The sequence below is a fragment of the Streptococcus ovis DSM 16829 genome (genome assembly GCF_000380125.1).
Lineage (GTDB): Bacteria > Bacillota > Bacilli > Lactobacillales > Streptococcaceae > Streptococcus > Streptococcus ovis.
Genome location: NZ_KB904579.1, coordinates 77,379 through 100,006 on the forward strand (window position 1 = coordinate 77,379; position 22,628 = coordinate 100,006).

26 protein-coding genes and 2 pseudogenes are annotated in these 22,628 nt (G+C 39.9%); 9 read left to right on the forward strand and 19 right to left on the reverse strand.

From position 1 onward, the window contains the following. Window positions 1–7: 7 nt before the first annotated feature. Window positions 8–637 carry an amino acid ABC transporter ATP-binding protein gene (locus A3I9_RS0106820; RefSeq protein ID WP_018378287.1) on the forward strand — a complete coding sequence of 210 codons (630 nt, stop codon included), beginning with the start codon at window positions 8–10 and terminating at the stop codon, window positions 635–637. Between the two features lie 46 nt (window positions 638–683). Continuing rightward, window positions 684–1,496, forward strand: coding sequence for an amino acid ABC transporter substrate-binding protein (locus A3I9_RS0106825; RefSeq protein WP_018378288.1), 813 nt, complete (start codon window positions 684–686; stop codon window positions 1,494–1,496). A gap of 152 nt (window positions 1,497–1,648) precedes the next feature. Here A3I9_RS0106825 and eno (A3I9_RS0106830) read toward each other — a convergent pair. The 4 genes and pseudogenes from eno (A3I9_RS0106830) to eno (A3I9_RS0106840) form a co-directional block, all read right to left on the reverse strand. Then, a pseudogene (gene eno / locus A3I9_RS0106830) lies at window positions 1,649–1,891 on the reverse strand (phosphopyruvate hydratase); the annotation flags it as partial. Window positions 1,892–2,085: 194 nt separating this feature from the next. Beyond that, window positions 2,086–2,451: an HAD family hydrolase gene (locus A3I9_RS12580; RefSeq protein WP_169333653.1), complete on the reverse strand. Its 366-nt coding sequence runs from the start codon at window positions 2,449–2,451 to the stop codon at window positions 2,086–2,088. Then, window positions 2,405–2,716: a hypothetical protein gene (locus tag A3I9_RS13570; RefSeq protein WP_169333654.1), complete on the reverse strand. Its 312-nt coding sequence runs from the start codon at window positions 2,714–2,716 to the stop codon at window positions 2,405–2,407. The genes A3I9_RS12580 and A3I9_RS13570 overlap by 47 nt, the downstream gene beginning before the upstream one ends. Window positions 2,717–2,771: 55 nt before the next feature. Further along, window positions 2,772–4,079, reverse strand: coding sequence for a surface-displayed alpha-enolase (eno, locus tag A3I9_RS0106840; protein WP_018378290.1), 1,308 nt, complete (start codon window positions 4,077–4,079; stop codon window positions 2,772–2,774). Window positions 4,080–4,238: 159 nt separating this feature from the next. Between eno (A3I9_RS0106840) and A3I9_RS0106845 the strand changes: the two genes are divergently transcribed. The 3 genes and pseudogenes from A3I9_RS0106845 to A3I9_RS12585 all read left to right on the forward strand — a co-directional run bounded on the left by A3I9_RS0106845 (window position 4,239) and on the right by A3I9_RS12585 (window position 5,678). After that, window positions 4,239–4,691, forward strand: coding sequence for a DUF1694 domain-containing protein (locus A3I9_RS0106845; RefSeq protein ID WP_018378291.1), 453 nt, complete (start codon window positions 4,239–4,241; stop codon window positions 4,689–4,691). A gap of 1 nt (window position 4,692) precedes the next feature. Next, window positions 4,693–5,019: a nuclear transport factor 2 family protein gene (locus tag A3I9_RS0106850; RefSeq protein ID WP_018378292.1), complete on the forward strand. Its 327-nt coding sequence runs from the start codon at window positions 4,693–4,695 to the stop codon at window positions 5,017–5,019. Window positions 5,020–5,030: 11 nt separating this feature from the next. Continuing rightward, a pseudogene (locus A3I9_RS12585) lies at window positions 5,031–5,678 on the forward strand (HAD family hydrolase). A gap of 4 nt (window positions 5,679–5,682) precedes the next feature. Here the strand turns inward: A3I9_RS12585 and A3I9_RS0106860 are convergent. The 6 genes from A3I9_RS0106860 to acnA all read right to left on the reverse strand — a co-directional run bounded on the left by A3I9_RS0106860 (window position 5,683) and on the right by acnA (window position 13,257). Next, complete coding sequence (locus A3I9_RS0106860; protein WP_018378294.1) at window positions 5,683–5,883, reverse strand: hypothetical protein; 201 nt, start codon at window positions 5,881–5,883, stop codon at window positions 5,683–5,685. A 148-nt stretch (window positions 5,884–6,031) separates the two neighbouring features. Continuing rightward, window positions 6,032–7,765 carry a phosphoenolpyruvate--protein phosphotransferase gene (gene ptsP, locus A3I9_RS0106865; protein ID WP_018378295.1) on the reverse strand — a complete coding sequence of 578 codons (1,734 nt, stop codon included), beginning with the start codon at window positions 7,763–7,765 and terminating at the stop codon, window positions 6,032–6,034. 4 nt (window positions 7,766–7,769) lie between these two features. Then, the gene (locus A3I9_RS0106870) at window positions 7,770–8,033 is read right to left on the reverse strand and encodes a phosphocarrier protein HPr (RefSeq protein WP_018378296.1); all 264 of its coding nucleotides are present in this window, start codon (window positions 8,031–8,033) and stop codon (window positions 7,770–7,772) included. A gap of 172 nt (window positions 8,034–8,205) precedes the next feature. Continuing rightward, entirely contained in the window at window positions 8,206–9,387 is a 1,182-nt protein-coding gene (gene icd / locus A3I9_RS0106875) for an NADP-dependent isocitrate dehydrogenase (RefSeq protein WP_018378297.1), read from the reverse strand. A gap of 15 nt (window positions 9,388–9,402) precedes the next feature. Continuing rightward, window positions 9,403–10,521, reverse strand: a complete 1,119-nt coding sequence (locus A3I9_RS0106880; RefSeq protein ID WP_018378298.1) for a citrate synthase — start codon at window positions 10,519–10,521, stop codon at window positions 9,403–9,405. Window positions 10,522–10,590: 69 nt separating this feature from the next. Next, window positions 10,591–13,257 (reverse strand): aconitate hydratase AcnA, encoded by a 2,667-nt coding sequence (gene acnA, locus A3I9_RS0106885; RefSeq protein WP_018378299.1) that lies wholly within the window; start codon window positions 13,255–13,257, stop codon window positions 10,591–10,593. A 283-nt stretch (window positions 13,258–13,540) separates the two neighbouring features. Here acnA and nrdH point away from each other — a divergent pair, with 283 nt between their 5' ends. From nrdH to nrdF, 3 genes are all read left to right on the forward strand, one after another. Then, window positions 13,541–13,759, forward strand: coding sequence for a glutaredoxin-like protein NrdH (nrdH, locus tag A3I9_RS0106890; protein WP_018378300.1), 219 nt, complete (start codon window positions 13,541–13,543; stop codon window positions 13,757–13,759). Window positions 13,760–13,847: 88 nt separating this feature from the next. Then, window positions 13,848–16,007, forward strand: coding sequence for a class 1b ribonucleoside-diphosphate reductase subunit alpha (gene nrdE, locus A3I9_RS12590; RefSeq protein ID WP_042361639.1), 2,160 nt, complete (start codon window positions 13,848–13,850; stop codon window positions 16,005–16,007). Window positions 16,008–16,235: 228 nt separating this feature from the next. Beyond that, entirely contained in the window at window positions 16,236–17,195 is a 960-nt protein-coding gene (gene nrdF, locus A3I9_RS0106905) for a class 1b ribonucleoside-diphosphate reductase subunit beta (RefSeq protein WP_018378302.1), read from the forward strand. Window positions 17,196–17,491: 296 nt separating this feature from the next. On the opposite strand, the gene A3I9_RS0106910 is transcribed toward nrdF, so the two are convergent. From A3I9_RS0106910 to A3I9_RS0106955, 9 genes are all read right to left on the reverse strand, one after another. After that, window positions 17,492–18,151: a CPBP family intramembrane glutamic endopeptidase gene (locus A3I9_RS0106910; protein ID WP_018378303.1), complete on the reverse strand. Its 660-nt coding sequence runs from the start codon at window positions 18,149–18,151 to the stop codon at window positions 17,492–17,494. Window positions 18,152–18,166: 15 nt separating this feature from the next. Beyond that, a complete protein-coding gene (locus A3I9_RS0106915) occupies window positions 18,167–18,937 on the reverse strand; it encodes a DUF3169 family protein (RefSeq protein WP_018378304.1) in 771 nt (256 codons plus the stop codon). Beyond that, window positions 18,934–19,149, reverse strand: a complete 216-nt coding sequence (locus tag A3I9_RS0106920) for a helix-turn-helix transcriptional regulator (protein WP_018378305.1) — start codon at window positions 19,147–19,149, stop codon at window positions 18,934–18,936. The genes A3I9_RS0106915 and A3I9_RS0106920 overlap by 4 nt, the downstream gene beginning before the upstream one ends. Window positions 19,150–19,158: 9 nt before the next feature. Continuing rightward, complete coding sequence (locus A3I9_RS0106925) at window positions 19,159–19,488, reverse strand: hypothetical protein (protein WP_018378306.1); 330 nt, start codon at window positions 19,486–19,488, stop codon at window positions 19,159–19,161. 9 nt (window positions 19,489–19,497) lie between these two features. Beyond that, window positions 19,498–20,061 (reverse strand): DUF3267 domain-containing protein, encoded by a 564-nt coding sequence (locus tag A3I9_RS0106930; protein ID WP_018378307.1) that lies wholly within the window; start codon window positions 20,059–20,061, stop codon window positions 19,498–19,500. Between the two features lie 10 nt (window positions 20,062–20,071). Then, the gene (locus A3I9_RS0106935; protein ID WP_018378308.1) at window positions 20,072–20,278 is read right to left on the reverse strand and encodes a hypothetical protein; all 207 of its coding nucleotides are present in this window, start codon (window positions 20,276–20,278) and stop codon (window positions 20,072–20,074) included. A 37-nt stretch (window positions 20,279–20,315) separates the two neighbouring features. After that, window positions 20,316–20,918 carry a CPBP family intramembrane glutamic endopeptidase gene (locus A3I9_RS13000; protein ID WP_018378309.1) on the reverse strand — a complete coding sequence of 201 codons (603 nt, stop codon included), beginning with the start codon at window positions 20,916–20,918 and terminating at the stop codon, window positions 20,316–20,318. Between the two features lie 128 nt (window positions 20,919–21,046). Further along, complete coding sequence (locus A3I9_RS13410) at window positions 21,047–21,196, reverse strand: hypothetical protein (RefSeq protein WP_018378311.1); 150 nt, start codon at window positions 21,194–21,196, stop codon at window positions 21,047–21,049. A gap of 17 nt (window positions 21,197–21,213) precedes the next feature. Beyond that, window positions 21,214–21,468 carry a hypothetical protein gene (locus A3I9_RS0106955; protein ID WP_018378312.1) on the reverse strand — a complete coding sequence of 85 codons (255 nt, stop codon included), beginning with the start codon at window positions 21,466–21,468 and terminating at the stop codon, window positions 21,214–21,216. A gap of 205 nt (window positions 21,469–21,673) precedes the next feature. Between A3I9_RS0106955 and A3I9_RS0106965 the strand changes: the two genes are divergently transcribed. Further along, entirely contained in the window at window positions 21,674–22,579 is a 906-nt protein-coding gene (locus A3I9_RS0106965; protein WP_018378314.1) for a cation transporter, read from the forward strand. Window positions 22,580–22,628: the final 49 nt, after the last annotated feature.

A 22,628-nucleotide genomic window follows, 5' to 3' on the forward strand; every position in this document is an offset into this window, starting at 1 on the left:
AGGTCATATGTTAGAATTACGAAATATCTCTAAACAATTTGGCCAGAAAAAAATATTCGAACAATTTGATTTAACCATTGAAGACGGAAAGGTTTTATCACTTGTAGGGCCTTCAGGAGGAGGAAAAACAACTCTTCTTCGCATGCTAGCTGGTCTAGAAAAAATCGATGCTGGTGACATCATCTATAATGGTGAATCTGTTCCAATTGACCATTTAGAGAATCTCAATTTATTGGGATTTGTCTTCCAAGATTTTCAGTTATTTCCACATTTGACTGTCTTGGAAAATCTTATTCTATCTCCAATGAAAACGATGAAGGAAACAAAAGACGAGGCAACTCAAAGAGCTAAAGATTTGCTAAATCGCCTAGGCTTATCAGAGCATGCCAAAGCTTACCCCTTTTCATTATCAGGAGGACAAAAACAACGGGTCGCATTGGCACGTGCCATGATGATTAACCCTCAAATTATTGGTTACGATGAACCAACAAGTGCCCTTGATCCTGAGCTACGTCAAGAAGTCGAAAAATTAATTTTGCAAAATCGCCAAATGGGAATTACGCAAATTGTGGTCACTCATGATCTGCAATTTGCAGAAGCTATCTCAGATACTATTTTAAAAATCAATCCAAAATAACGAAAGCAGGAAATGATGATGACGATAAAAAAAAACACTCTTATCAATGACAGCGGTGCTAGCGACGCTTGCACTCGCAGCTTGTGGTGGAACAAAAGAATCCACTTCGTCTGCCGACAAGTGGAAAACATACCAAGAAGAAAAATCTATTACCATTGGTTTCGATAATACCTTTGTTCCTATGGGTTATGAAGATGAAAAAGGTGAATATGTCGGATTTGACATTGACTTAGCGACAGCTGTCTTTCAACAATATGATATTGAGGTCAAATGGCAACCGATTAACTGGGATTTGAAAGAAACTGAATTAAAAAATGGAAAAATCGACTTGATTTGGAATGGTTACTCCATTACAGACGAACGTCAAGAAAAAGTCGGATTTTCAGTTCCTTATATGAACAACGAACAAGTCCTTGTGACGAAAAAGTCTTCAAACATCGAGAGTTTTGCTAACATGAAAGACAAAGTACTCGGTGCACAGTCTGGTTCATCTGGCTATGATGCTTTCACTTCTAAACCAGAGGTCTTAAAAGATCTTGTCAAAGATAACGACGCTACTCAGTACGAAACTTTTACACAAGCATTGATTGATTTAAAAAATGATCGAATTGATGGATTGTTAATTGACCGTGTCTACGCTAATTACTATCTCCAACAAGAAAGAGAATTGGACAATTACAACATCATTGCGAGCGAGTTTGATGGGGAAGATTTCGCAGTCGGAGCTCGTAAAACAGATAAACAACTAATTGAAAACATCAACAAAGCCTTTAAAGAACTTTACCAAAGTGGCGAATTCCAAAAAATCTCTGACAAATGGTTCGGAGAAGACGTTGCAACTGATGACGTGAAGCAATAACTCCTGCTTCTCCTGTATTTCCACCCCCCAAAACCACCAAATGGTGGTTTTTTATTTATCATTCTATATTGTCATACAGACAAAAAACTCTCTTCAGAAATTCCTGAAGAGAGTGTTTCATCCTGATTCAAAACGAACTAGGTTAGAATCTATTATTTTTTCAAGTTGTAGAATGATTTCAAACCTTTGTATTCTGCAACTTCACCAAGTTGGTCTTCGATACGAAGCAATTGGTTGTATTTCGCAATACGGTCTGTACGAGACAATGAACCTGTCTTGATTTGACCAGCGTTCGTTGCAACTGCGATATCAGCGATTGTTGAATCTTCAGTTTCACCAGAACGGTGTGATACAACAGCAGTGTAACCAGCTTCTTTCGCCATTTCGGTAAATGTTTTAAGCAATTCCCCCTCTTCGTCTTCCAAGGCTTCCAAAGAAAGAGCAATATCAATGGCGTAATAGACATCAAACAGCTGGTTGAAAACTTCTCTATCCTGCGATAACAAGACCTGATTTAATAATTCTTCCATGCTATCTCTCCTTCCACCTTGCTAGTATATCACAAACTGTTCCTTTTGTTAGGATAAAATTACAGGATTTTGAGTAAATCGCTCACTTTTTCAATCCTATCATCACAGGGAAATTCTAGACTTTCCTGATTATATTTTCCCAACCCCTGTTGTATCCAAATGGTTGTCATTCCTAACTTTTTGGCAGGAACCATATCGTTATCTATCCGATCACCAACATAAATGGCCTCTTCTGGCAAAACTCCTGCCTGTGTCAAGGCATAGTCAAAAATGGCTACATCAGGTTTACGCAATCCAACATCTGCCGAACCCACGATGACTTCAAAATAAGGTAGCACTCCAAAATTTTCTAAACGCTCCTTCAACTGTTCACCTTGATTAGCAATAATACCGAGATGGTAAGACTGAGCCAATTTTTCTAACACAGTTGCTACTTCTGGAAAGAGGACATTCGGTACTGTGATCCCACTTGGGACGCACCAGGTCACCAGTTGCAAAAAAGGCCCATGTTTCCTTTACAGGATCCTTATTTTCTTTGGCAAAACGAAGCATCTGCTCTTCAAAATCTTTGGCTGTGACACAACAACCAGCAACATGTAACTCCCTTACGCAACGCTCTTGGAAAAACCGATACGTTTCTCTCTCATCTATTAGGGTCGAACCTAAGTCAAAAAATATCCATTGTTTCATCTTATACCTCAAAAAGCTAGGACAAGGTCCTAGCTTTTATCATGCAGAGACTGCATTATTTTTTCAAGTTGTAGAAAGATTTCAAACCTTTGTATTCTGCAACTTCACCAAGTTGGTCTTCGATGCGAAGCAATTGGTTGTATTTCGCAATACGGTCAGTACGTGACAATGAACCTGTCTTGATTTGACCAGCGTTCGTTGCAACTGCGATGTCAGCGATTGTTGAATCTTCTGTTTCACCTGAACGGTGTGATACAACTGCAGTGTAACCAGCTTCTTTCGCCATTTCGATAGCGTCGAATGTTTCAGTCAATGTACCGATTTGGTTTACTTTGATAAGGATTGAGTTAGCAGCATTTTCTTTGATACCACGAGCAAGGTATTCAGTATTTGTAACGAAGAAGTCGTCACCAACCAATTGAACACGTCCACCAAGACGAGCTGTCAAAGCTTTCCAGCCATCCCAGTCATTTTCATCCATACCATCTTCGATAGTGATGATTGGGTATTTGTTTACCAATTCTTCAAGGTAGTCGATTTGTTCAGCAGAAGTGCGAACAGCTGCGCCTTCACCTTCGAATTTAGTATAGTCATATACGCCACGTTCTTTATCGTAGAACTCAGAAGAAGCACAGTCAAATCCAATCATGATACCATTTTCACCAGCTTCATAACCAGCAGCTTCAATCGCAGCGATGATTGTTTCAACGCCATCTTCAGTTCCTTCAAACTTAGGAGCGAAACCACCTTCGTCACCAACAGCTGTTACTAAACCACGTGATTTAAGAATTTTCTTCAAAGCGTGGAATACTTCAGCACCCCAACGAAGACCTTCTTTGAATGATGGTGCACCAACAGGTACAATCATGAATTCTTGGAAAGCGATAGGCGCGTCTGAGTGAGAACCACCGTTGATGATATTCATCATTGGAGTTGGAAGAACTTTAGTATTAAATCCACCAAGGTAAGTGTAAAGTGGCACTTCAAGGAAATCAGCAGCTGCACGAGCAACAGCGATAGACACACCAAGAATAGCGTTTGCACCCAATTTACCTTTGTTTGGAGTACCATCAAGTTCGATCATAGCTTTATCGATAGCTTGTTGTTGAGTAACGTCATAGCCGATGATTGCTTCAGCGATGATGTTGTTTACATTGTCAACAGCTTTTTGAGTACCAAGACCAAGATAACGAGATTTGTCACCATCACGAAGTTCAACTGCTTCGTGTTCACCAGTAGAGGCACCTGAAGGAACCATACCGCGTCCGAATGCACCTGATTCAGTATAAACTTCTACTTCAAGTGTTGGGTTACCGCGTGAGTCAAGGACTTCGCGAGCGTAAACATCAGTAATAATTGACATTCTATTACTCTCCTTTGAGTTTAAATTAGTTACACTACTATCATACTGTAAATATGGCTTTTTTTCAAGGAAAAATCAGCTTTTTTCCTTAAATTCACTCTTTTTTTAGATGTAACCGTTTGCCTTTCAAAAACTCTCTTTTTGTGATAAAATCTTAACATGACTGATTTAAACCAAACAATTTTACAAAAAGCCAGTGGTGAAAACCGATTCAATCCAGATGAACAGCGATTGTACATGGGAACCTTTCGCGAGCGAGTCTTGCTTGTCGCGTCCTTTGACGAAGCAGTCCGCCCTTCATTTCAACAACAATTTTCAAGCATTTGTCAGACTCTGAAAAATGAACAGGCTCTTCTCTCATTAAAAATCTCTCCTAAGTTGTCTGACGCCTTGCAAATATCGTACATGAAAGAGGCGCAAGAAAAACAGCTAACAGTCAGTATTATTGATGAAAAGAGCGCTATATCTCCCTATGCCCTGCTTTTCCATACAGACCATGCAGTCAATCAAGAACAGATTGGACTGGCTGAAAAATTTCCAGAACTCTTAGAAATACCCAAATCTCAACCAAATAAAAAGAAAGGCTTCTGGCAAAAACTTTTTGGAGGATAAGATGCAAAATCTAACGACTTTACAGGATTTTTTTGAAGCAGAGAATCAACGCAATTGGGAGACATACGCTAAATTTTTATCTCCTGATGTCGTCTGGGAACTGCATGGCCATATAACTGAAATCATCAGAGGAAAGACTGCCTACCTGACACGTATTCAAGAGGCCTACCACAATACAAGTGTTCAATTTACTTGTAAACAGTATGAATACAATGCAGAACAGAGTCGTATTTTAACCTATCTGGTCAATGACTACGGCCAAGTCTCCTGTGATATTTTTGAGTTCAAAGATGGTCTGATTGTGAAAGAATTCGAATTTCTACTCTAGAAAGTAAGAAAATGTACCAAACAATTTTATTCGACCTTGACGGGACGCTGATTGACTCTAGTCTGGGTATTACCAATTCAGTAGCTTAGGCCCTAGAAAAAATGGGACTGCCTGTGCCTGAAAGAGAAGAGCTCTTGCCATTTATTGGTCCACCACTACAGGAATCATTTCAACGTTATTTCCACTTATCCGAGGAACAGTCTCAACAGGCTGTTACTTTTTATCGGGAATATTTTGCTGAAAAAGGAATCATTGAAAATACTTTGTATCCCGAGGTATGCGACACACTCAAATATCTAAAACAAAGTGGAAAACAGCTCCTACTTGCCACTTCAAAACCAGAGCACTTTGCACGCATCATCTTAAACCATTTTCAACTGACTGATTATTTCACTGAAATCGCTGGTGCCAGTTTAGATGGAAAATTAAGCGCAAAAGGAGATGTCATCGCTCTAGCTCTGCAAAGAATTGGTATTACAGACACTTCGAGCTGCCTAATGGTTGGAGACCGCAAACACGATATACTAGGTGCTAAGGAGAATCAAATGGCCAGTGCTGGAGTTCTTTACGGCTTTGGTTCACGAGAAGAGTTGTTTCAGGCTGGAGCGACTTTTATTATTGATACGCTAGCCGATCTTCGTACAATCGAAAAGGACTGATTTATCAGTCCTTTTCTTCGTCTTTTTGTGCCAACCAACGCTGGTAGCTTTCAAGTAAGTTGATGGCCATTTGACTTGCCATTGCAACGGAAAATGCTTCTGTTCCTTCTGCATGGTCGTCAGCAATTTCAATCTTCGTTTCATCGTAAATTGCTTTTAAACTCTGCGGACTCAGAGTTTTTTTGAATGCTTCAAATTCTTTCATGACATGGCCTCCTGTTAGTCGTTATGTTCTACTTTTATTATAGCAGAAATTAGAAAAATGATTGATTTTTTATTGTACAAACACTTCAATTCACAAAGAGTTAAAAAACACGACCGAAGTCGTGTTTAAATACGTAAATTAACCAATATTAATCAAAATTGACATACTCTTTTGCCAATTCAAGAACTTCTTCTGCAGTTGAGCATTCTGTAAGGGCACGGTTTGCGTACTCTTGCATCTTCGCAGTATCAAGTGTCTTCATCAGACTACGAGTACGAAGAACTGATGTTGCTGACATTGAGAACTCATCCAAGCCCATTCCGACAAGAAGTGGAACAGCTTGCTGGTCACCAGCCATCTCACCACACATACCAGCCCACTTGCCTTCAGCGTGTGCCGCCTTGATAACATTGTTAATCAAGCGCAGAATAGATGGGTTATATGGTTGGTAGAGATAAGAAACTTGCTCGTTCATACGGTCTGCAGCCATGGTGTATTGGATAAGATCGTTGGTACCGATTGAGAAGAAGTCAACTTCTTTCGCAAATTGGTCAGCTAACATTGCTGCAGCAGGGATTTCAATCATGATACCTACTTGGATATCATCTGAAACAGCTACACCTTCTGCCAATAAGTTTGCCTTTTCTTCATCGAAAACTTTCTTCGCTGCACGGAATTCTTTCAACAAAGCAACCATTGGGAACATGATGCGTAATTGACCATGTACCGATGCACGGAGAAGCGCACGAATTTGTGTACGGAACATAGCATCCCCCGTCTCAGAGATTGAGATACGAAGGGCACGGAAACCAAGGAATGGGTTCATTTCGTGTGGAAGGTCAAAGTAAGGAAGCTCCTTATCTCCACCGATATCCATTGTACGAACCACAACTGGCTTACCATTCATACCTTCAAGAACAGCCTTGTATGCTTCATATTGCTCATCTTCTGTTGGGAAGTCTTGTGAATCCATGTAAAGGAACTCAGTACGGTAGAGACCAACAGCTTCAGCACCGTTATCATTGACACCTTCAACGTCTTTTGGTGTACCGATGTTCGCTGCCAATTCAAAGTGTTTACCATCAGCAGTAACTGTCTTCGCATCTTTCAAGAGAGCCCATTCAGCTTTTTGTTTTGCATAAGCTTCACCAGCGGCTTTGAATTCTGCTACTTGTTCGTCGGTTGGATTGATAATCACTTCACCAGTGATACCATTAACCGCAAGAAGATCACCATCTTTTACAAGTTCAGTAATGTTGTTGGTACCAAGAACCGCTGCGATTTCAAGCGTACGTGCCATAATCGCAGAGTGACTTGTACGTCCACCGATATTTGTAACGAAGGCTTTAACAAACTGTTTGTTCAACTGAGCTGTATCAGAAGGCGTCAAGTCGTGTGCAATCACGATTGATTCTTCATCAATAGTTGCTGGGTTTGGCAATTTTGCACCAAGCAGGTGAGCCAAGACACGTTTTGCAACGTCACGGATATCCGCAGCACGCTCTTGCATGTATGGATTGTCTTCCATACCTTCAAAGATGGCTACAAACATATCTGTAACTTCTTTCAATCCAGTTTCAGCATTTGTTTTCTTCGCACGGATTGTTTCTTTAATCTGACCAATCATTTCTGGGTCAGCAAGAACCATCAAGTGTGCATCAAATACAGCTGCGGCTTCTTCACCAAGGCTAGCTACTGCATTCTCGCGGATAACAGAAAGCTCGTCTTGTGATGCTTGTAGTGCGACATCAAGGCGAGCTTCTTCTGCATTTGTATCTTCAACTGTGATAGTTTCAAATGACAAATCCGGTTGAACAAGTAGGTATGCCTTTGCAACCGCAACACCGTCTGATGCTGCAATTCCTTTAAGCATATCTGTCATAATTTTATGCCAATCCTTCTTTGTCCATTGTTTCAGTGATAGCTGCGATAGCATCGTCAGCATCTGCACCTTCAGCTGTGATAGTTACATCAGCACCTTGACCAACACCAAGGCTCATAACGCCCATGATAGATTTCAAGTTCACTGATTTGTCTTTGTAGTTCAATGTGATGTCTGAAGCAAATTTGCTAGCTGTTTGAACAAGCAAAGTAGCTGGACGTGCGTGGATACCTGTTTCTGCCACAATGTGGAAATCTTTTGAAGCCATAGTTGGATTCTCCTTTGTTTTTTCAAAAATTGTAGGTTAGCTGATAACCCTTACAAACGCTATTATACCATTTCTTGAAATCATTTTCAAGAATTTTTTGCTATACTTTCAAAAACTATACCCCTTCCATCTCGTCTTCCCGATAAAAAACCAACTAAATCTAGTTGGTTCATCACATATTCACTCTCAAAATTTGGACAAATTCACTGGTTGTGAGGTAATTCTGTTGCCCTTCCTGTGCTAAATCTTTTGTGATATTTCCAGCAATCAAAGCCTGTTCAATCGCATATGTTATCAAATCTGCTACCTCCGTCCAGCCAATATAGCGAAACAGCATACAACCCGACAATAGGAAAGAACAAGGATTGGCTAAATCTTTTCCTGCAATATCCGGAGCTGTTCCATGAGTTGCTTCAAAAATAGCATGACCTGTCTGGTAGTTAATATTTGCACCCGGTGAAATCCCGATTCCTCCAACTTGGGCCGCCAATGCATCGCTAGCGTAATCTCCATTTAAATTAGTAAGAGCCACCACTTCAAAGGTTTCGGGTTTTAAGAGAATTTGTTGCAAAAAATTATCTGCGATTATATCATTGATGATCAGGCGGCCATCCGCTAGTTGTTCACTATATTCTTTGTTTGCTAACTCATAGCCCCATTTTCGGAAACCTCCTTCTGTGAACTTTTGAATATTTCCCTTATGCACCAATGTGACTGTCGTCAGATTGTTAGCCAAGGCATACTCAATAGCTGAGCGAATCAAACGTTCGCTCCCTTCTACGGAAATCGGCTTAATTCCGATACTGCTACTTTCTGGGAAACGAATTTTATCTACGCCCATGTCATTTTGTAGAAATTGAATGACCTTTTGAACCTCATTGCTATCAGCTTCCCATTCGATACCAGCATAGATATCTTCTGTATTTTCACGAAAAATAGTGATATTGGTCTTTTCAGGGTGTTTCAACGGACTATCAATTCCTTGAAAATAGCGGACAGGCCGTACGCAGGCGTACAGATCTAATTCTTGACGCAGAGCCACATTAAGAGAGCGGATTCCACCGCCAACAGGCGTTTCTAAAGGTCCCTTAATAGCTACCAAGTTCTCTTTAATAGTTGTCAAGGTTTCATCTGGCAACCATGTTCCTGTCTTCTCAAAGGCTTTTTTGCCCGCTAATAGTTCTGTCCACTCAACTCGTTTTTCTCCATCATAAGCCTTTTCCACCGCTGTATCAAATACCAAGCGGGCGTTTTTCCAGATGTCTTGCCCTACTCCGTCACCTTCGATATATGCAATAGTCGGATTATCAGAAACTTGTAAATGTCCATTTTCGAATCGAATTTTTTCAGCCATCATTCTCTCCTTCTCTTATCGTTTGTTAATAGGGAGGTACTCTAAACCGCTAGCGCCAACATAATTGGAACGTGGTCGAATCAATTTATTATTTTTTTGTTGTTCTTGAATATGGGCAATCCAGCCAGCTACCCGACTCATGGCAAACAGCAATGTAAAAATAGAACTGTCAATTCCCAAAACATGGTAGACCGTCGCAGAATAAAAGTCAACATTAGGAATCAATCCTTTTGTATTCTTCATATAAGCTTCTATCTCACAGGACAAGGTATACCAAATTTCATTTTCGGTTCCTAGGGTCAATTCTTTAGCCATTTCACGCAAATATTTTTCACGCGGATCCTGATGCTTATAAACTCTATGTCCAAAACCCATAATTTTCTCCTGAGAATCCAACTTTTCTTGGAGATAAACTTGCGTATTCCCTTGTTCTCGAATCTCCTTTAACATATCAAAGACACGCTCGTTAGCACCACCATGCAAGGGCCCCTTTAAAGTTCCAATAGCGGCTGTCACACAGGAATAAATATCTGAGAGTGTTGATGCACAAACCCGCGCCGCAAAGGTAGAGGCATTCAATTCATGGTCTGCATGAAGAACAAGGGCTCGATTGAAGGCTTTTTCCTGAAGAGCGTCTGGTTCTTCTCCGCTTAGCATATATAGAAAATTCGCCGCAAATCCTAAATCTTTGCGTGGCTCAATCGGCGTTTGGCCCTTACGCAAACGTGCAAAGGTCGCAATAATGGTCGGCATTTTTGCCATCAGCTGAATGGATTGTTCATATGTTGCTTCTGCTGATGTATCTTCCGCATGGACATTATACACTCCCAGCAGACTGACAGTTGAACGAAGCACACTCATCGGATGCAAATGCTGTCTAGACTGAATCAGAATACATTGTTCCACTGCATCACTGATAGCGTAATTATCCCGTAACTCTTTTTCAAAATGACGGTATTCCATTTGTGTAGGAAGATGTAAATTCCAAAGTAGGTAGATCACCTCTTCAAAACGAACATCATGCTCCATCAATTCTGAAATGTTATAACCTGCGTAGGACAAGTCATCATCAACAATGGAACTAATGCGTGTTGTGCAGGCGATTAAATCCTTTAATCCATTTTCTTCTGCCATACAAGCCTCCTTTTGAACATGGCTGATGAACCAACTGTCCCATCAGTTTTCACGTTCCCATCCTTTCTATTATTGTTCTTGTAATTTTTTACGAACGACCATAGGTAGAATACCACCATTTTTATAATAACGAATATCCGCTTCAGCATCAAAGCGCACTAAAGCTTGAAAAGTTATATCGCCATTTTCACCGTGAGCTACTACATCTACAATTTCGTGAATCGTCGGACACTCTGACAAGTGGATATCATAACTTTCAAAGCCTGTCAGTCCTAAACTATCTGCTGTCTCACCTTCTAAGAATTGTAACGGAAGGACCCCCATCATGACGAGATTAGAACGGTGAATTCGCTCAAAACTTTCAGCTAAGACTGCCTTCACTCCCAAGAGTTGTGTTCCCTTAGCTGCCCAGTCACGACTAGATCCCATCCCATAATCCTTGCCAGCAATGACCAGGGTGTCAACCGCTTGTTCTTTGTACTTCATAGCAGCATCATAGATGGGAAGAATCTCTCCTTCATACTGCGTGTAACCACCGACTGTATCTCCTGCCAATTGATTCCGAATACGAATATTGGCAAAGGTTCCTCGCATCATCACCTCATGATTTCCACGACGACTACCGTAGGAGTTAAAATCGATATAATCCACACCATGTTCCTTCAAATAGGCTGCAGCTGGACTATTACGGGCAATATTGCCTGCTGGCGAGATGTGGTCTGTCGTTACCGTATCCCCAAATTTTGCCAGGACAGATAATCCTGTCAATGGTTTGAATGTCCCTTCCTCACCTAAATTTTCAAAATAAGGTGGATTTTGGATATAGGTTGAATCTTCATTCCAGTGATAATTCTGACTTTCTTCTGTTGGAATTTGATTCCATTTCTCACTATCTGAAAAGACGTGTTCATATTCTTTCTCAAACAATTCACGGGTTACATATTGATTGACATAGGTAGCTACTTCTTCGCTGGTCGGCATGATGTCGTCAAGGTAAACTGGTTGACCTTCCGTGTCTACTCCGAGAGGCTCAGAACTCAAATCAATATTGGTTGTTCCTGCAAGGGCATAAGCCACTACCAATGGTGGACTAGCCAAAAAGTTCGCTTTAACAAGTGGATTGACACGTCCTTCAAAGTTACGATTCCCAGACAAGACAGCAGACACCAGTAAATCATTGTCCGTAACCGCTTCGGCAACTTCTGGGCGAAGATTGCCAGAATTACCAATACAGGTCGTACAACCGTAACCAACGACTTGGAAACCAAGTTGATTTAAGTAAGATTGAAGTCCAGAATTGTTCAGATAACCTGTTACAACCTTAGAACCTGGAGCTAAGGACGTTTTCACAGTCGGAGAGACCTTCAATCCTTTTTCCACTGCATTACGTGCCAAAAGTCCAGCTGACATCAATACATAGGGATTAGAAGTGTTGGTGCAAGAGGCAATGGCTGCAATGGCTACATGACCCGTAGAAATCAACTCATCATGGTCGTCAAAATGAACAGTGGCTGTTTTTTTCAGTTCGTCTTTTGTCAAACCGAAACCTTGCACACCTGCTTCCCGTGTGATGGACTCTTGAAAAACACGTTTGGCTTGACTTAGTTCTATCAAATCTTGAGGACGTTTTGGTCCTGAAATACTCGGTAAAATAGTAGATAAATCTAAGTCGACTACCTTGGTGTAGCGGGGCTCCTTAGTAGCATCATAGAAAAGATGGTTAGCTTGGGCATATGCTTTGGTCAGATCGATATGGCTTTCTTGTCGATTGGTCAAACGCATATAGCGAAGCGTCTCCTCATCAATAGGAAAATAACCACAGGTTGCCCCGTATTCAGGTGCCATATTCGCAACTGTTGCCCGATCTGCTAAACTTAAATGCCCCAATCCCTCACCAAAGAATTCGACAAATTTGCCCACTACATTCTCCTGACGTAGTAACTGCGTTACCTTCAGGGCTAAATCTGTCGCAGTCGCAATTTTAGGAAGACTGCCTTTCAGTCGAACTCCTATGACTTCAGGTATTGGAAAATAAGACGCCTCACCCAACATAGCAGCTTCTGCTTCAATTCCTCCAACTCCCCAACCAAGGACACCAAGTCCATTGATCATGGTTGTATGACTGTCTGTTCCAAACATAGAATCTGGATATAATAAACCATTTTCCTCTATGATAACATCGCTTAAAAATTCGATATTAACTTGATGGATAATCCCTGTTGCTGGTGGTACCGCTCTATAATTTTCAAAGGACTTTTCTGCCCATTTCAAAAATTCATATCGTTCATTATTCCTTTTAAATTCGAGATTTACATTTTCTTCTAAAGCAGTGTCACCTCCATATACATCAACTTGTACAGAGTGATCAATAACCAAATCTACTGGAATTTCAGGGTTAATGAGTTCAGGATTTCCACCATTTTTTATGATAGCATCTCGCATAGACGCCAAATCAACGACGACAGGTACTCCGGTAAAATCCTGTAAGATAACTCGGCTTGGTTTAAAAGGCACTTCTCCCTTTGGTTCTTTTGCTTGATAATGAACCAAATCAAGAACGTTAGATTTTTTAACATCTATGCCATCAAATTTTCGTAACAAGCTTTCAAGAAGAATACGAATTGTATATGGTAATGTATGAATAGCAACATTTTCATCTTGGCAAACTTGTGCAACATCAAAGTAAAAATAGCGATGATTATCATAATTAATTGATTTCTTGTATTGTTCTTTCATACAAATCCCCTGCCTTTCTTTGTGAATGATTATACATTAATTTTTCTGACAAATCAAGAGAAAATCAAATCAAATGTCATATTTTCTAACATAGATATCTAGAGTATCTGTTGATATGAAATTTTTCATCGTTTTATGAGTTCCTGGAAATCCCATGAAATCAAGGTTTGTACTATATATGGTATCCAATGACGAACAAAGCACTAAATATAGTATTTCTAAATTGACAATTCGCCTATTTCAGTGTAGACTAGATTGGTAATGAATTTTGAAGGAGAATACAATGGTAACTGTTTATTCAAAACACAACTGTGTACAGTGCAAAATGACAAAACGTTTTTTAGATCAACATCATGTTGCATATACAGAAATTAATCTAGATGAACAACCTGAATTTATCGATCATGTAAAAGAGCTTGGTTTTGCTGCTGCTCCAGTCATCGAAACAGAGACAGAAAGTTTTTCTGGTTTCCAACCAAGTAAGTTGAAAGCTCTCGTCTAAGTTTAGATGAGCTTACCTATAAACATGAACTATTTATAGAAAGGAAGCAAGTAAAAAGTCATTCAGTTGACCCTTGCAAGCGATTCATATGAGTTTGAAAGAATTAGGCGATGTATCCTACTTCCGCCTCAACAATGAAATCAACCGTCCTGTCAATGGACAAATTCCGCTCCACAAAGACAAGGAGGCACTCCAAGCCTTCTTTAAAGAAAATGTGGAACCCAACACCATGCAATTTAACAGCATGAATGAAAAAATCGAGTATCTACTGAAAGAAAATTACATTGAAAAAGAATTTTTAGAACAATACTCACCAGAATTTATTGAAAAACTAGCACAGTTTCTCAAAGACCAAAACTTCCAATTTAAGTCTTTCATGGCTGCCTACAAGTTTCATCAGCAATACGCCTTGAAAACAAATGACGGTGCTTACTACCTTGAAAGCATGGAAGATCGCGTATTTTTCAATGCCCTTTATTTTGCAGAAGGAAATGAAGAATTAGCTCTTGATTTGGCAAATGAGATGATCCACCTTCGCTACCAGCCAGCTACTCCTTCTTTCTTAAACGCAGGACGTGCACGCCGTGGTGAATTGGTATCTTGTTTCTTGCTTCAAGTGACAGATGATATGAACTCTATTGGTCGTTCCATCAACTCAGCATTGCAATTGTCACGTATCGGTGGGGGGGTTGGAATTTCCCTCAGCAATCTGCGTGAAGCTGGCGCTCCAATCAAGGGATACGAAGGTGCAGCATCTGGTGTTGTACCAGTCATGAAACTCTTTGAAGATAGCTTCTCCTACTCCAATCAACTTGGTCAACGCCAAGGGGCTGGAGTTGTCTACCTGGATGTCTTTCATCCAGATATCATCGCTTTTCTTTCTACTAAAAAAGAAAATGCCGATGAAAAAGTGCGGGTGAAAACTCTCTCCCTCGGTATCACGGTTCCAGATAAATTCTACGAATTGGCTCGTAAAAATGAAGATATGTACCTCTTCAGCCCATACTCTGTTGAACGGGAATACGGTGTGCCCTATAGCTATCTTGACATCACTGAAAAATATGATGAACTTGTAGCTAATCCAAATATCCGTAAAACGAAGATCAAAGCTCGAGACTTGGAAACCGAGATCTCTAAATTACAACAAGAATCTGGCTACCCATACATCATCAATATTGATACCGCAAATCGCGCCAATCCAGTTGATGGCAAAATCATCATGAGCAACCTCTGCTCAGAAATTTTACAGGTTCAAGAACCTAGCCTCTTAAATGATGCACAAGAATACCTGCAAATGGGAACAGATGTTTCTTGTAACTTGGGTTCTACGAACATTGTCAACCTGATGAAATCTCCTGATTTCGGACGCTCCGTGCGTACAATGACACGCGCTTTGACCTATGTCACTGACCATTCACATATCTCTGCTGTTCCTTCTATCGAAAACGGAAATAGCCAAGCGCATTCTATTGGTTTAGGAGCGATGGGCTTACACTCTTATCTGGCGCAAAACTTGATGGATTACGGTTCAGCAGAAACTATTGAATTTACTAATATCTACTTCATGTTGCTTAACTACTGGACTTTGGTTGAATCAAACAACATTGCCCGTGAACGCAAACAAACCTTTACGAATTTTGAAAAATCTGACTACGCAAATGGTACTTACTTCGCAAAATATGTGACAGGTGACTACCAACCAACGTCAGATAAGGTAAAAGCCCTCTTTGAAGGCATCTTCATTCCAAATGGACAAGATTGGGCAGACTTGCGTGACAAGGTACAAGCGGATGGTCTTTACCACCAAAACCGCCTGGCTGTTGCACCAAACGGGTCAATTTCCTATATCAATGATGTATCTGCTTCTATCCACCCAATTACCCAACGGATTGAAGAACGTCAAGAGAAGAAAATTGGTAAAATCTATTATCCAGCTTCTGGTCTATCAACAGAAACCATTCCATTTTATAAGTCAGCTTACGACATGGATATGCGTAAAGTCATCGACATCTATGCTGCTGCTACAGAGCATGTAGACCAAGGCTTGTCCCTCACACTCTTCCTACGTAGCGAATTACCAGCTGAACTCTACGAATGGAAAACAGAGAACAAACAAACCACTCGTGACCTCTCTATTCTTCGCAACTACGCCTTTAACAAAGGTATCAAATCCATTTACTACGTACGTACCTTTACAGACGACGGCGAAGAAGTCGGTGCCAACCAATGTGAAAGTTGTGTGATCTAACGGTGCAAGCTTGGCTGAACGATAGTCCTAGTCAAGCTACTCTAGTCGCTATTTGCGAACTAGCTACCCACTTACTAACTTCGTAAAAATCGTATCATCGACAATTTTTACTACGTGTCGTAACCATGCAAAAGATTACGAACGAGTTACCATCCTAGCAACAGCCCAATTCTCTTTGGGCTATTGACTGATGTTATAATAGATTGATTACTCTATTTAGGAGAACTTATGCAAACTTATTACAAAGCCATTAACTGGAATGAAATAGAAGATGTCATCGACAAGTCTACTTGGGAAAAGTTGACCGAACAATTCTGGCTCGATACCCGTATTCCTTTGTCAAATGACTTGGATGACTGGCGGAAATTGTCAGCCGTTGAAAAAGATTTGGTCGGTAAAGTCTTTGGTGGATTGACCCTGCTTGATACCATGCAGTCTGAATCTGGTGTTGAAGCCATTCGTGCAGATGTCCGTACGCCGCATGAGGAAGCGGTCCTCAATAACATTCAATTCATGGAATCAGTCCACGCCAAGTCTTACTCTTCTATCTTCTCAACTCTCAACACAAAATCTGAGATTGAAGAGATTTTCGAGTGGACTAACAGCAATGAATACTTGCAAACCAAGGCAAAAATCATCAATGATATTTACGAAAACGGAACACCTTTGCAAAAGAAAGTGGCTTCTACTTACCTAGAAACCTTCCTCTTCTACTCAGGTTTTTTCACTCCTCTCTACTATCTTGGCAATAACAAACTGGCTAACGTAGCTGAAATTATCAAATTGATTATCCGTGACGAATCGGTTCACGGTACCTACATCGGCTACAAGTTCCAGCTCGGCTTTAACGAATTACCAGAAGAGGAACAAAACGAGTTCCGCGACTGGATGTATGACCTCCTCTACCAACTCTATGAAAACGAGGAAAAATATACTGAAACCCTCTACGATGCGGTAGGATGGACTGAGGAAGTTATGACTTTCCTCCGCTACAATGCCAATAAGGCTCTGATGAATCTCGGACAAGATCCCCTCTTCCCTGATTCAGCAGATGATGTCAATCCCATCGTCATGAACGGTATCTCAACAGGGACTTCCAACCATGACTTCTTCAGTCAGGTCGGAAATGGGTACTTACTTGGAACCGTTGAAGCCATGCAGGATGACGATTACAATTTTGGTTTATAAAAAGAACTCCGATTGGATGCAATCAGAGTTCAGACTGTAGATAAAGTCTTTTTCAGACTTTCCTTAAGTGATAGCGGACGGTAGCGACTTCCGTTGAAATTCTATACCTAATCTCAAAGATTCCGAGTGCCTGAAACTGGAATGTTTCAGGCGCTTTTATCACGGCGGAAAGTCTGAATTATATTTTGTCAACAACCCTAATTTTCAATAGTCAGCCAATTTTTTCAAGCTGACTTTATTTGAAAAGGATAGTTTGTCTTTAACCTAAACTCCGATTGCAACAATCGGAGTTTTCATTATACCAATAACATTAATGCAAATCCTAGAGCGTTATTCAATACATGTAGAGCCATCGGATAGCGCAAATCCTTCTTCGAAAGATAGAGCCAACCGAAAGTAGTTCCCATGATAAAATAAACCATAAATTGTAAAAATTCTGTTGGTCCATGGAAGTAAGCGAAGATTGTGCTAGATAGGAGTAGATAGAGACCCACTTTGAACTTCGTATCCAGTTGCGGGAAGAGGTAGCGTGCGAGCAATCCTCGGAACAAATACTCTTCTAAAATCGGCCCCGTCACCACAACAAGGAAGAATGCCACGACTGGATAGCCCATTACAAACTTCTCAACTAGCTGTTGATTGTCACTCTCAACTGAACTCGGAAGCAGTTGTTGGAAAATTAGCAAAGCCACATAGAGGACAATTGGCCCCAATACCGATAACCACTTTTTATCAAATTCCATGACAGTCCATGAGAATTTTTTAAGCAAATGACGGTAGAGAAACCATAGACCAACTGCCATAACAAATCCTATCGCTGTCACCACATAATAAAACTGAATCGGAACTTCAGGTGAGAGGTGAGCACTTAGCAGGGCAGTAATAGAACCATTTGTGATAATATAGGCTAAAGCCATCAAAAGCCAGATTGCTACTCCTTTTAAAATCTTTTTCATAAATCACTGTCTCCTTTATTTAAAATATTGGCGAGCCACTCTGATTTGTGTCAAGTTGATATAGATATGGATTGCCGCCACAATAACAAGTGCTAAGATTTGCTTGGTTTGGCTAACCATACTAACGAGCATGATCAAGAGATAAAGAGCTGGTAGAACATATTGATTCAGATTAAACATTGTCACAAAGCTGTTTTCAAAATTCGCTTGGCGTTCTCCTTCATCGTAAGAATTGACATAATCTTTGATTTCACGAACCGTTGGAAACGCAGATAAATTGTAATTGCGAATCTTTTGTGTTGTCTTCATCAAGACTACTTGAAGAATAGCTAGTAGAATAAAAGCACCAAAATCAATCATGGAAGTTGTTAAACTGGCTCCATCTGACTCAATGATAAAATTGAAAGAGAGAATCAGATTTAATAGAGTGAGACTAGACATGATATTAAATGCAATCGTCACATACTCTAGCGAACGAAACATATTGCTATACAGTTTATCTACCGTTTCATCGTCCTCTGTTTCACTCGATCCATAGGCCTTATAGCCACCACGCGCTTCTGCAAGAAACCAAAGACCAACTAATAATGTTACAGCCAAGAAGGCCCGTGTCACCCAAAGAATATTATCTACATTAACCATTGCAGCTATTTCTTTTACGGAAAAGAATCCTGCAAGAAATGCTCCTACTGCTCCCAGCGCTAGACCCCCACCAAAACACACAACTACATAATATAACCATCTCTGAGCAACGGTTAATTGTTTCTTTTTCTTTACTTCTTTCATTCTTCTATCTCCTCTAATCGAAATACATTTTCCAGTGGCTCATGAAACACTTGTGCGATTTTCATGGCAATAATGACTGACGGTGTGTATTCACCGCGCTCAATCAGACTAATGGTCTGGCGGGAAACTCCTGCTAACTTTGCCATCTCCGTCTGATTGACCCCGTCTCTGGCTCGCAATTCCTTGAGCCGATTTTTTAATATGACATCCATAATTTCCTCCTACTCAACAGGTTTTAATTCCTTGATATCCTCAATGCGGACAATCCGTACTTCTTCATTACCCTTCTTATCCTCACGACGGATTTTCACCCAATCTTCATCCGCATCCAAGATGTCATAGGCATACGGTCCCATCTGGATTTCTTCATCAAATAAGACGGTACATTTTGCATTGATTAAACTTTGAATTAAGCGTGACATCGTATTTTCTCCTTTTGGTTTCGTATTTTTTTCTAACTTTTTGAGGCGTGTCGCCAATTTTTTAATCTTACTGCCTGCATCTATGTTCATCATAGCAATCATTAAGGCAAATACTCCAATATATTCCATATTTTCCTCCTATGCTTGGTAAATGAGCAAGCCTGTTTCTGTATCTTCGACCAAGATATTCTCCTTGCGGTGTTTGATAGTTAGGAGATAGGTATAGTAGAAATCTCCGATACAACCTGCTGCATGGGCAGAGGCTAAAACGACATACATTCCTACATTTATCCCACCTAAAGCTAACAATATTGTCAAAGCTAGGCTCAGCAAGACAAAGGGAGCAAGACTAATCACCAACATTTGACCACGATTGTACTGAGAACCTGGGCTAGTCGCATACGCCATGCCCTGTTTCAACTTAATCCCAAACTTAACCTTATTTTCAGGCTTGTAAACCTTGAAGAAAATGCCATGGATCAACTCGTGAATAACAAGTAAAATCATAAATGCAAGGAAAAACCATAGACCATCCCAACCTGAAAAAGTATAGCTATCTTTGATATTCACAACCTGCGACAACAAGACCACTACCCAAGAGAAGACATAACCAAAGATAATCCACAAAGGAATCGCAAGAAGATTTAACACAATCGCTAATTTCTTACTTTCTAAAATATTGATTTCTTGAATGAGTTTCATGATGTTTCTCCTATTTTTTCTTTTTCTGTCCTTGTAGTCCTGCTTCCATCGCTCCAAGCGAACAAATCATTAGAGCGACAATCGGCATATCTAAAGGTTGATTCTTTAGTACACTAGCTACAAGTTTTCCAATTAGTACAATGAGAGCAAGCACTTGTACTGCTCGGACCACCTTTCTTCCCGTAATGACAATAGGTTGTTTTTCTGTTGATTTCATAACTATTCTTCCTTTACTCTTTTTCATACTCCAGTTTTTATAAGGCATTGTACAACATGTGAACGATGATGCTATCTGACACTCTGCCATAGCGGTAACAAGCAAGAGCAAACACCAAGCCTCCACCGATATAAATAATTGCCTCACCGACTGATGTTACCCCATGGACCAAGCCAAACAAGACTGCTCCCACTAGATACCCAACCTTCTGATGGTTCTTGAAAAGCAACTGTGGAATCATTCCTCTAAACAACAACTCTTCCACAATGGGAGCTACGAGTATTGTTAAAAATTTATCTAAATAAGCAGGTATGTGAGTAGCTGCCTCATCGTTAATCAATTGATTCTGCGTTTCTTTAATTCCTTCCCATTCTAAGACAATATGTCCAAGTTCGCCTACCGCATACAAGAGCAGAAAGGAGAAGATAATCCAGCCAATCCGTTTCCAGTCAAACTGAATATCTTTTAAAGAAATCAGCCCTTTTTCAGAAGAATATAGACCTGCAAGTACAATAGATACAATTCCTAATATGAGTGAGATGGGTGCATTTGTAGTCGCATAAGGGAGTCCAAATAGGAACATAAATCCTAAAAAAACCAGCAGCAACATCCCTTTTTCTTGTATCAATTTCTTCGTCATATTCAATATCTCCTAGTATTGTCCTACAAACTCGCTAGTCCAATCGCCACACCAACCAAAAAACTGATGTTGGCCATCACTGCAACGATAATGGCGGCTGTTTCTACTTTGATTGATTGTTTCATCTTTTATACCTCTTTCATTACCATGTACCAAGTTACCAAAGCAAGCACTCCTGCTGATACTGCTAAGCCTAATAAATTATTGAGTAGTGAGAATAAGATAATCCCAAACGCTACTCCAACTACAAATTTTTTCATCCATTGAACTGTTTTCATTTTTCTGTCTCCTTTAACTAATTTTCTTTTTCAATCTTTATAAAAGAGAGAAGTATGCCCATCACAGCAGCTGATAGAGTACCCTGTAGTCCATCCAGATTCACAGTTCCACTTGCCAACCATGCACCGAAAATATAACCCAAACTATAGATGATGAGCATTATACCAAGCGAACGACTGAGTAAGCGGAGAAACACTTTAATGTTCATATCTTTTTTCATATTAGAAATCTCCTCATTTGTTGTAACGACATATTCTTTGAATAATTTCATTTTACTTTCTCCTTTTGTATTCGTTTTCTTTTTCTATGATGTTATTGTAACACATCTTTTTCTTTTTGACAACTATCTTTGTCAAAAAAATAATAATTTTTGTCAAAAAGATTATGAAAATTGTCATTTTTAGTAAGATAATAGTCATTTGCACCCTCCTACTATTTTTTGTTACAATAGAAGAAAGAACTACAGGAGGAATGATATGGATAAGAAAAAAATTGAACAACAATCACTTACTATGTCTGCTATTGTTAACTTGATTTCGGGGCTGATGGGACTAGCTGTCTTCATCATCACAGACCTTAACGCTCTTTTGTTAGATGCTGTCTTCACTCTCATAGCCTTTGTCTCTACTTTAGTTGCTCTCTTTATTTCTAAAAATAGCCACCGAACCACAACAACATTTCCTCAAGGCCTTTATTTTTTAGAGCCATTATATGGGGTTGTTAAATCACTAGCTATCCTCATGCTTCTTTTTCTTACTTTCTTAGAGACAACTTCAACCGCCTTTCGGTATTTCTTTGAACATCAAGGTTTACCGATGACAACAGACTTTGTTCTCCCTTATACATTATTGACCAGCACGATGTGCTTTGCCCTTGCCTTTTATAATCAGCGTAAAAGTAAGGAGTTAAATCATATGAGTACCATTGTACAGGCTGAAAGTAAGGGAAACTGGATAGATGGTTTGATTTCATTAGGAATTGGCGTGGCCATGTTAATCTTGTATTTTATTCCTATTACCAGTCCATTAGGATTTTTACATTATACTGGCGATTTCTTCATTACTGTCTTACTGATTCTCTTTTTTATCAAGGAACCTTTACAGGTGCTCGTTGTCTCTTTTAAAGAGCTGACGCACTCTACTTTTCAAGATGAAGCACTAGAAACTCACATCCGCTCTTTTTTAACAACTCACTTACCCGAGCAGTTATCCAAAATGGATATTTTTATCTATAAACAAGGAATGCAGTTGACGGTGCGTATGAAGCCAATCTATCAAGAAGTGGCTGGCGTAAACATTTCAATTTTAAACGAGATACGAGAACAACTTCACCAAGAACTAGTTGTTACCTATCCTTATCTCACCATTGAATATATTTTCTAAAAAAGTCCCCTATCTCATAGAGATAGAGGACTTTTGCATATAATCCAAA

What these genes read in the sequence shown, in the direction of transcription:
- A3I9_RS0106915 (WP_018378304.1), bottom strand. Translation starts at nt 18,937, where the DNA reads ATGAAAGAAGTAAAGAAAAAGAAACAATTAACCGTTGCTCAGAGATGG.
- nrdF (WP_018378302.1), top strand. Translation starts at nt 16,236, where the DNA reads ATGCAAACTTATTACAAAGCCATTAACTGGAATGAAATAGAAGATGTC.
- A3I9_RS0106965 (WP_018378314.1), top strand. Translation starts at nt 21,674, where the DNA reads ATGGATAAGAAAAAAATTGAACAACAATCACTTACTATGTCTGCTATT.
- A3I9_RS0106870 (WP_018378296.1), bottom strand. Translation starts at nt 8,033, where the DNA reads ATGGCTTCAAAAGATTTCCACATTGTGGCAGAAACAGGTATCCACGCA.
- ptsP (WP_018378295.1), bottom strand. Translation starts at nt 7,765, where the DNA reads ATGACAGATATGCTTAAAGGAATTGCAGCATCAGACGGTGTTGCGGTT.
- A3I9_RS0106930 (WP_018378307.1), bottom strand. Translation starts at nt 20,061, where the DNA reads ATGAAACTCATTCAAGAAATCAATATTTTAGAAAGTAAGAAATTAGCG.
- A3I9_RS0106820 (WP_018378287.1), top strand. Translation starts at nt 8, where the DNA reads ATGTTAGAATTACGAAATATCTCTAAACAATTTGGCCAGAAAAAAATA.
- A3I9_RS0106880 (WP_018378298.1), bottom strand. Translation starts at nt 10,521, where the DNA reads ATGGCAGAAGAAAATGGATTAAAGGATTTAATCGCCTGCACAACACGC.
- A3I9_RS0106850 (WP_018378292.1), top strand. Translation starts at nt 4,693, where the DNA reads ATGCAAAATCTAACGACTTTACAGGATTTTTTTGAAGCAGAGAATCAA.
- A3I9_RS0106935 (WP_018378308.1), bottom strand. Translation starts at nt 20,278, where the DNA reads ATGAAATCAACAGAAAAACAACCTATTGTCATTACGGGAAGAAAGGTG.
- acnA (WP_018378299.1), bottom strand. Translation starts at nt 13,257, where the DNA reads ATGAAAGAACAATACAAGAAATCAATTAATTATGATAATCATCGCTAT.
- nrdE (WP_042361639.1), top strand. Translation starts at nt 13,848, where the DNA reads ATGAGTTTGAAAGAATTAGGCGATGTATCCTACTTCCGCCTCAACAAT.
- A3I9_RS0106860 (WP_018378294.1), bottom strand. Translation starts at nt 5,883, where the DNA reads ATGAAAGAATTTGAAGCATTCAAAAAAACTCTGAGTCCGCAGAGTTTA.
- A3I9_RS13570 (WP_169333654.1), bottom strand. Translation starts at nt 2,716, where the DNA reads ATGAAACAATGGATATTTTTTGACTTAGGTTCGACCCTAATAGATGAG.
- A3I9_RS13410 (WP_018378311.1), bottom strand. Translation starts at nt 21,196, where the DNA reads ATGAAAACAGTTCAATGGATGAAAAAATTTGTAGTTGGAGTAGCGTTT.
- A3I9_RS0106825 (WP_018378288.1), top strand. Translation starts at nt 684, where the DNA reads ATGACAGCGGTGCTAGCGACGCTTGCACTCGCAGCTTGTGGTGGAACA.
- A3I9_RS13000 (WP_018378309.1), bottom strand. Translation starts at nt 20,918, where the DNA reads ATGACGAAGAAATTGATACAAGAAAAAGGGATGTTGCTGCTGGTTTTT.
- A3I9_RS0106955 (WP_018378312.1), bottom strand. Translation starts at nt 21,468, where the DNA reads ATGAAATTATTCAAAGAATATGTCGTTACAACAAATGAGGAGATTTCT.
- A3I9_RS0106925 (WP_018378306.1), bottom strand. Translation starts at nt 19,488, where the DNA reads ATGGAATATATTGGAGTATTTGCCTTAATGATTGCTATGATGAACATA.
- A3I9_RS0106845 (WP_018378291.1), top strand. Translation starts at nt 4,239, where the DNA reads ATGACTGATTTAAACCAAACAATTTTACAAAAAGCCAGTGGTGAAAAC.
- A3I9_RS0106920 (WP_018378305.1), bottom strand. Translation starts at nt 19,149, where the DNA reads ATGGATGTCATATTAAAAAATCGGCTCAAGGAATTGCGAGCCAGAGAC.
- icd (WP_018378297.1), bottom strand. Translation starts at nt 9,387, where the DNA reads ATGGCTGAAAAAATTCGATTCGAAAATGGACATTTACAAGTTTCTGAT.
- eno (WP_018378290.1), bottom strand. Translation starts at nt 4,079, where the DNA reads ATGTCAATTATTACTGATGTTTACGCTCGCGAAGTCCTTGACTCACGC.
- nrdH (WP_018378300.1), top strand. Translation starts at nt 13,541, where the DNA reads ATGGTAACTGTTTATTCAAAACACAACTGTGTACAGTGCAAAATGACA.
- A3I9_RS0106910 (WP_018378303.1), bottom strand. Translation starts at nt 18,151, where the DNA reads ATGAAAAAGATTTTAAAAGGAGTAGCAATCTGGCTTTTGATGGCTTTA.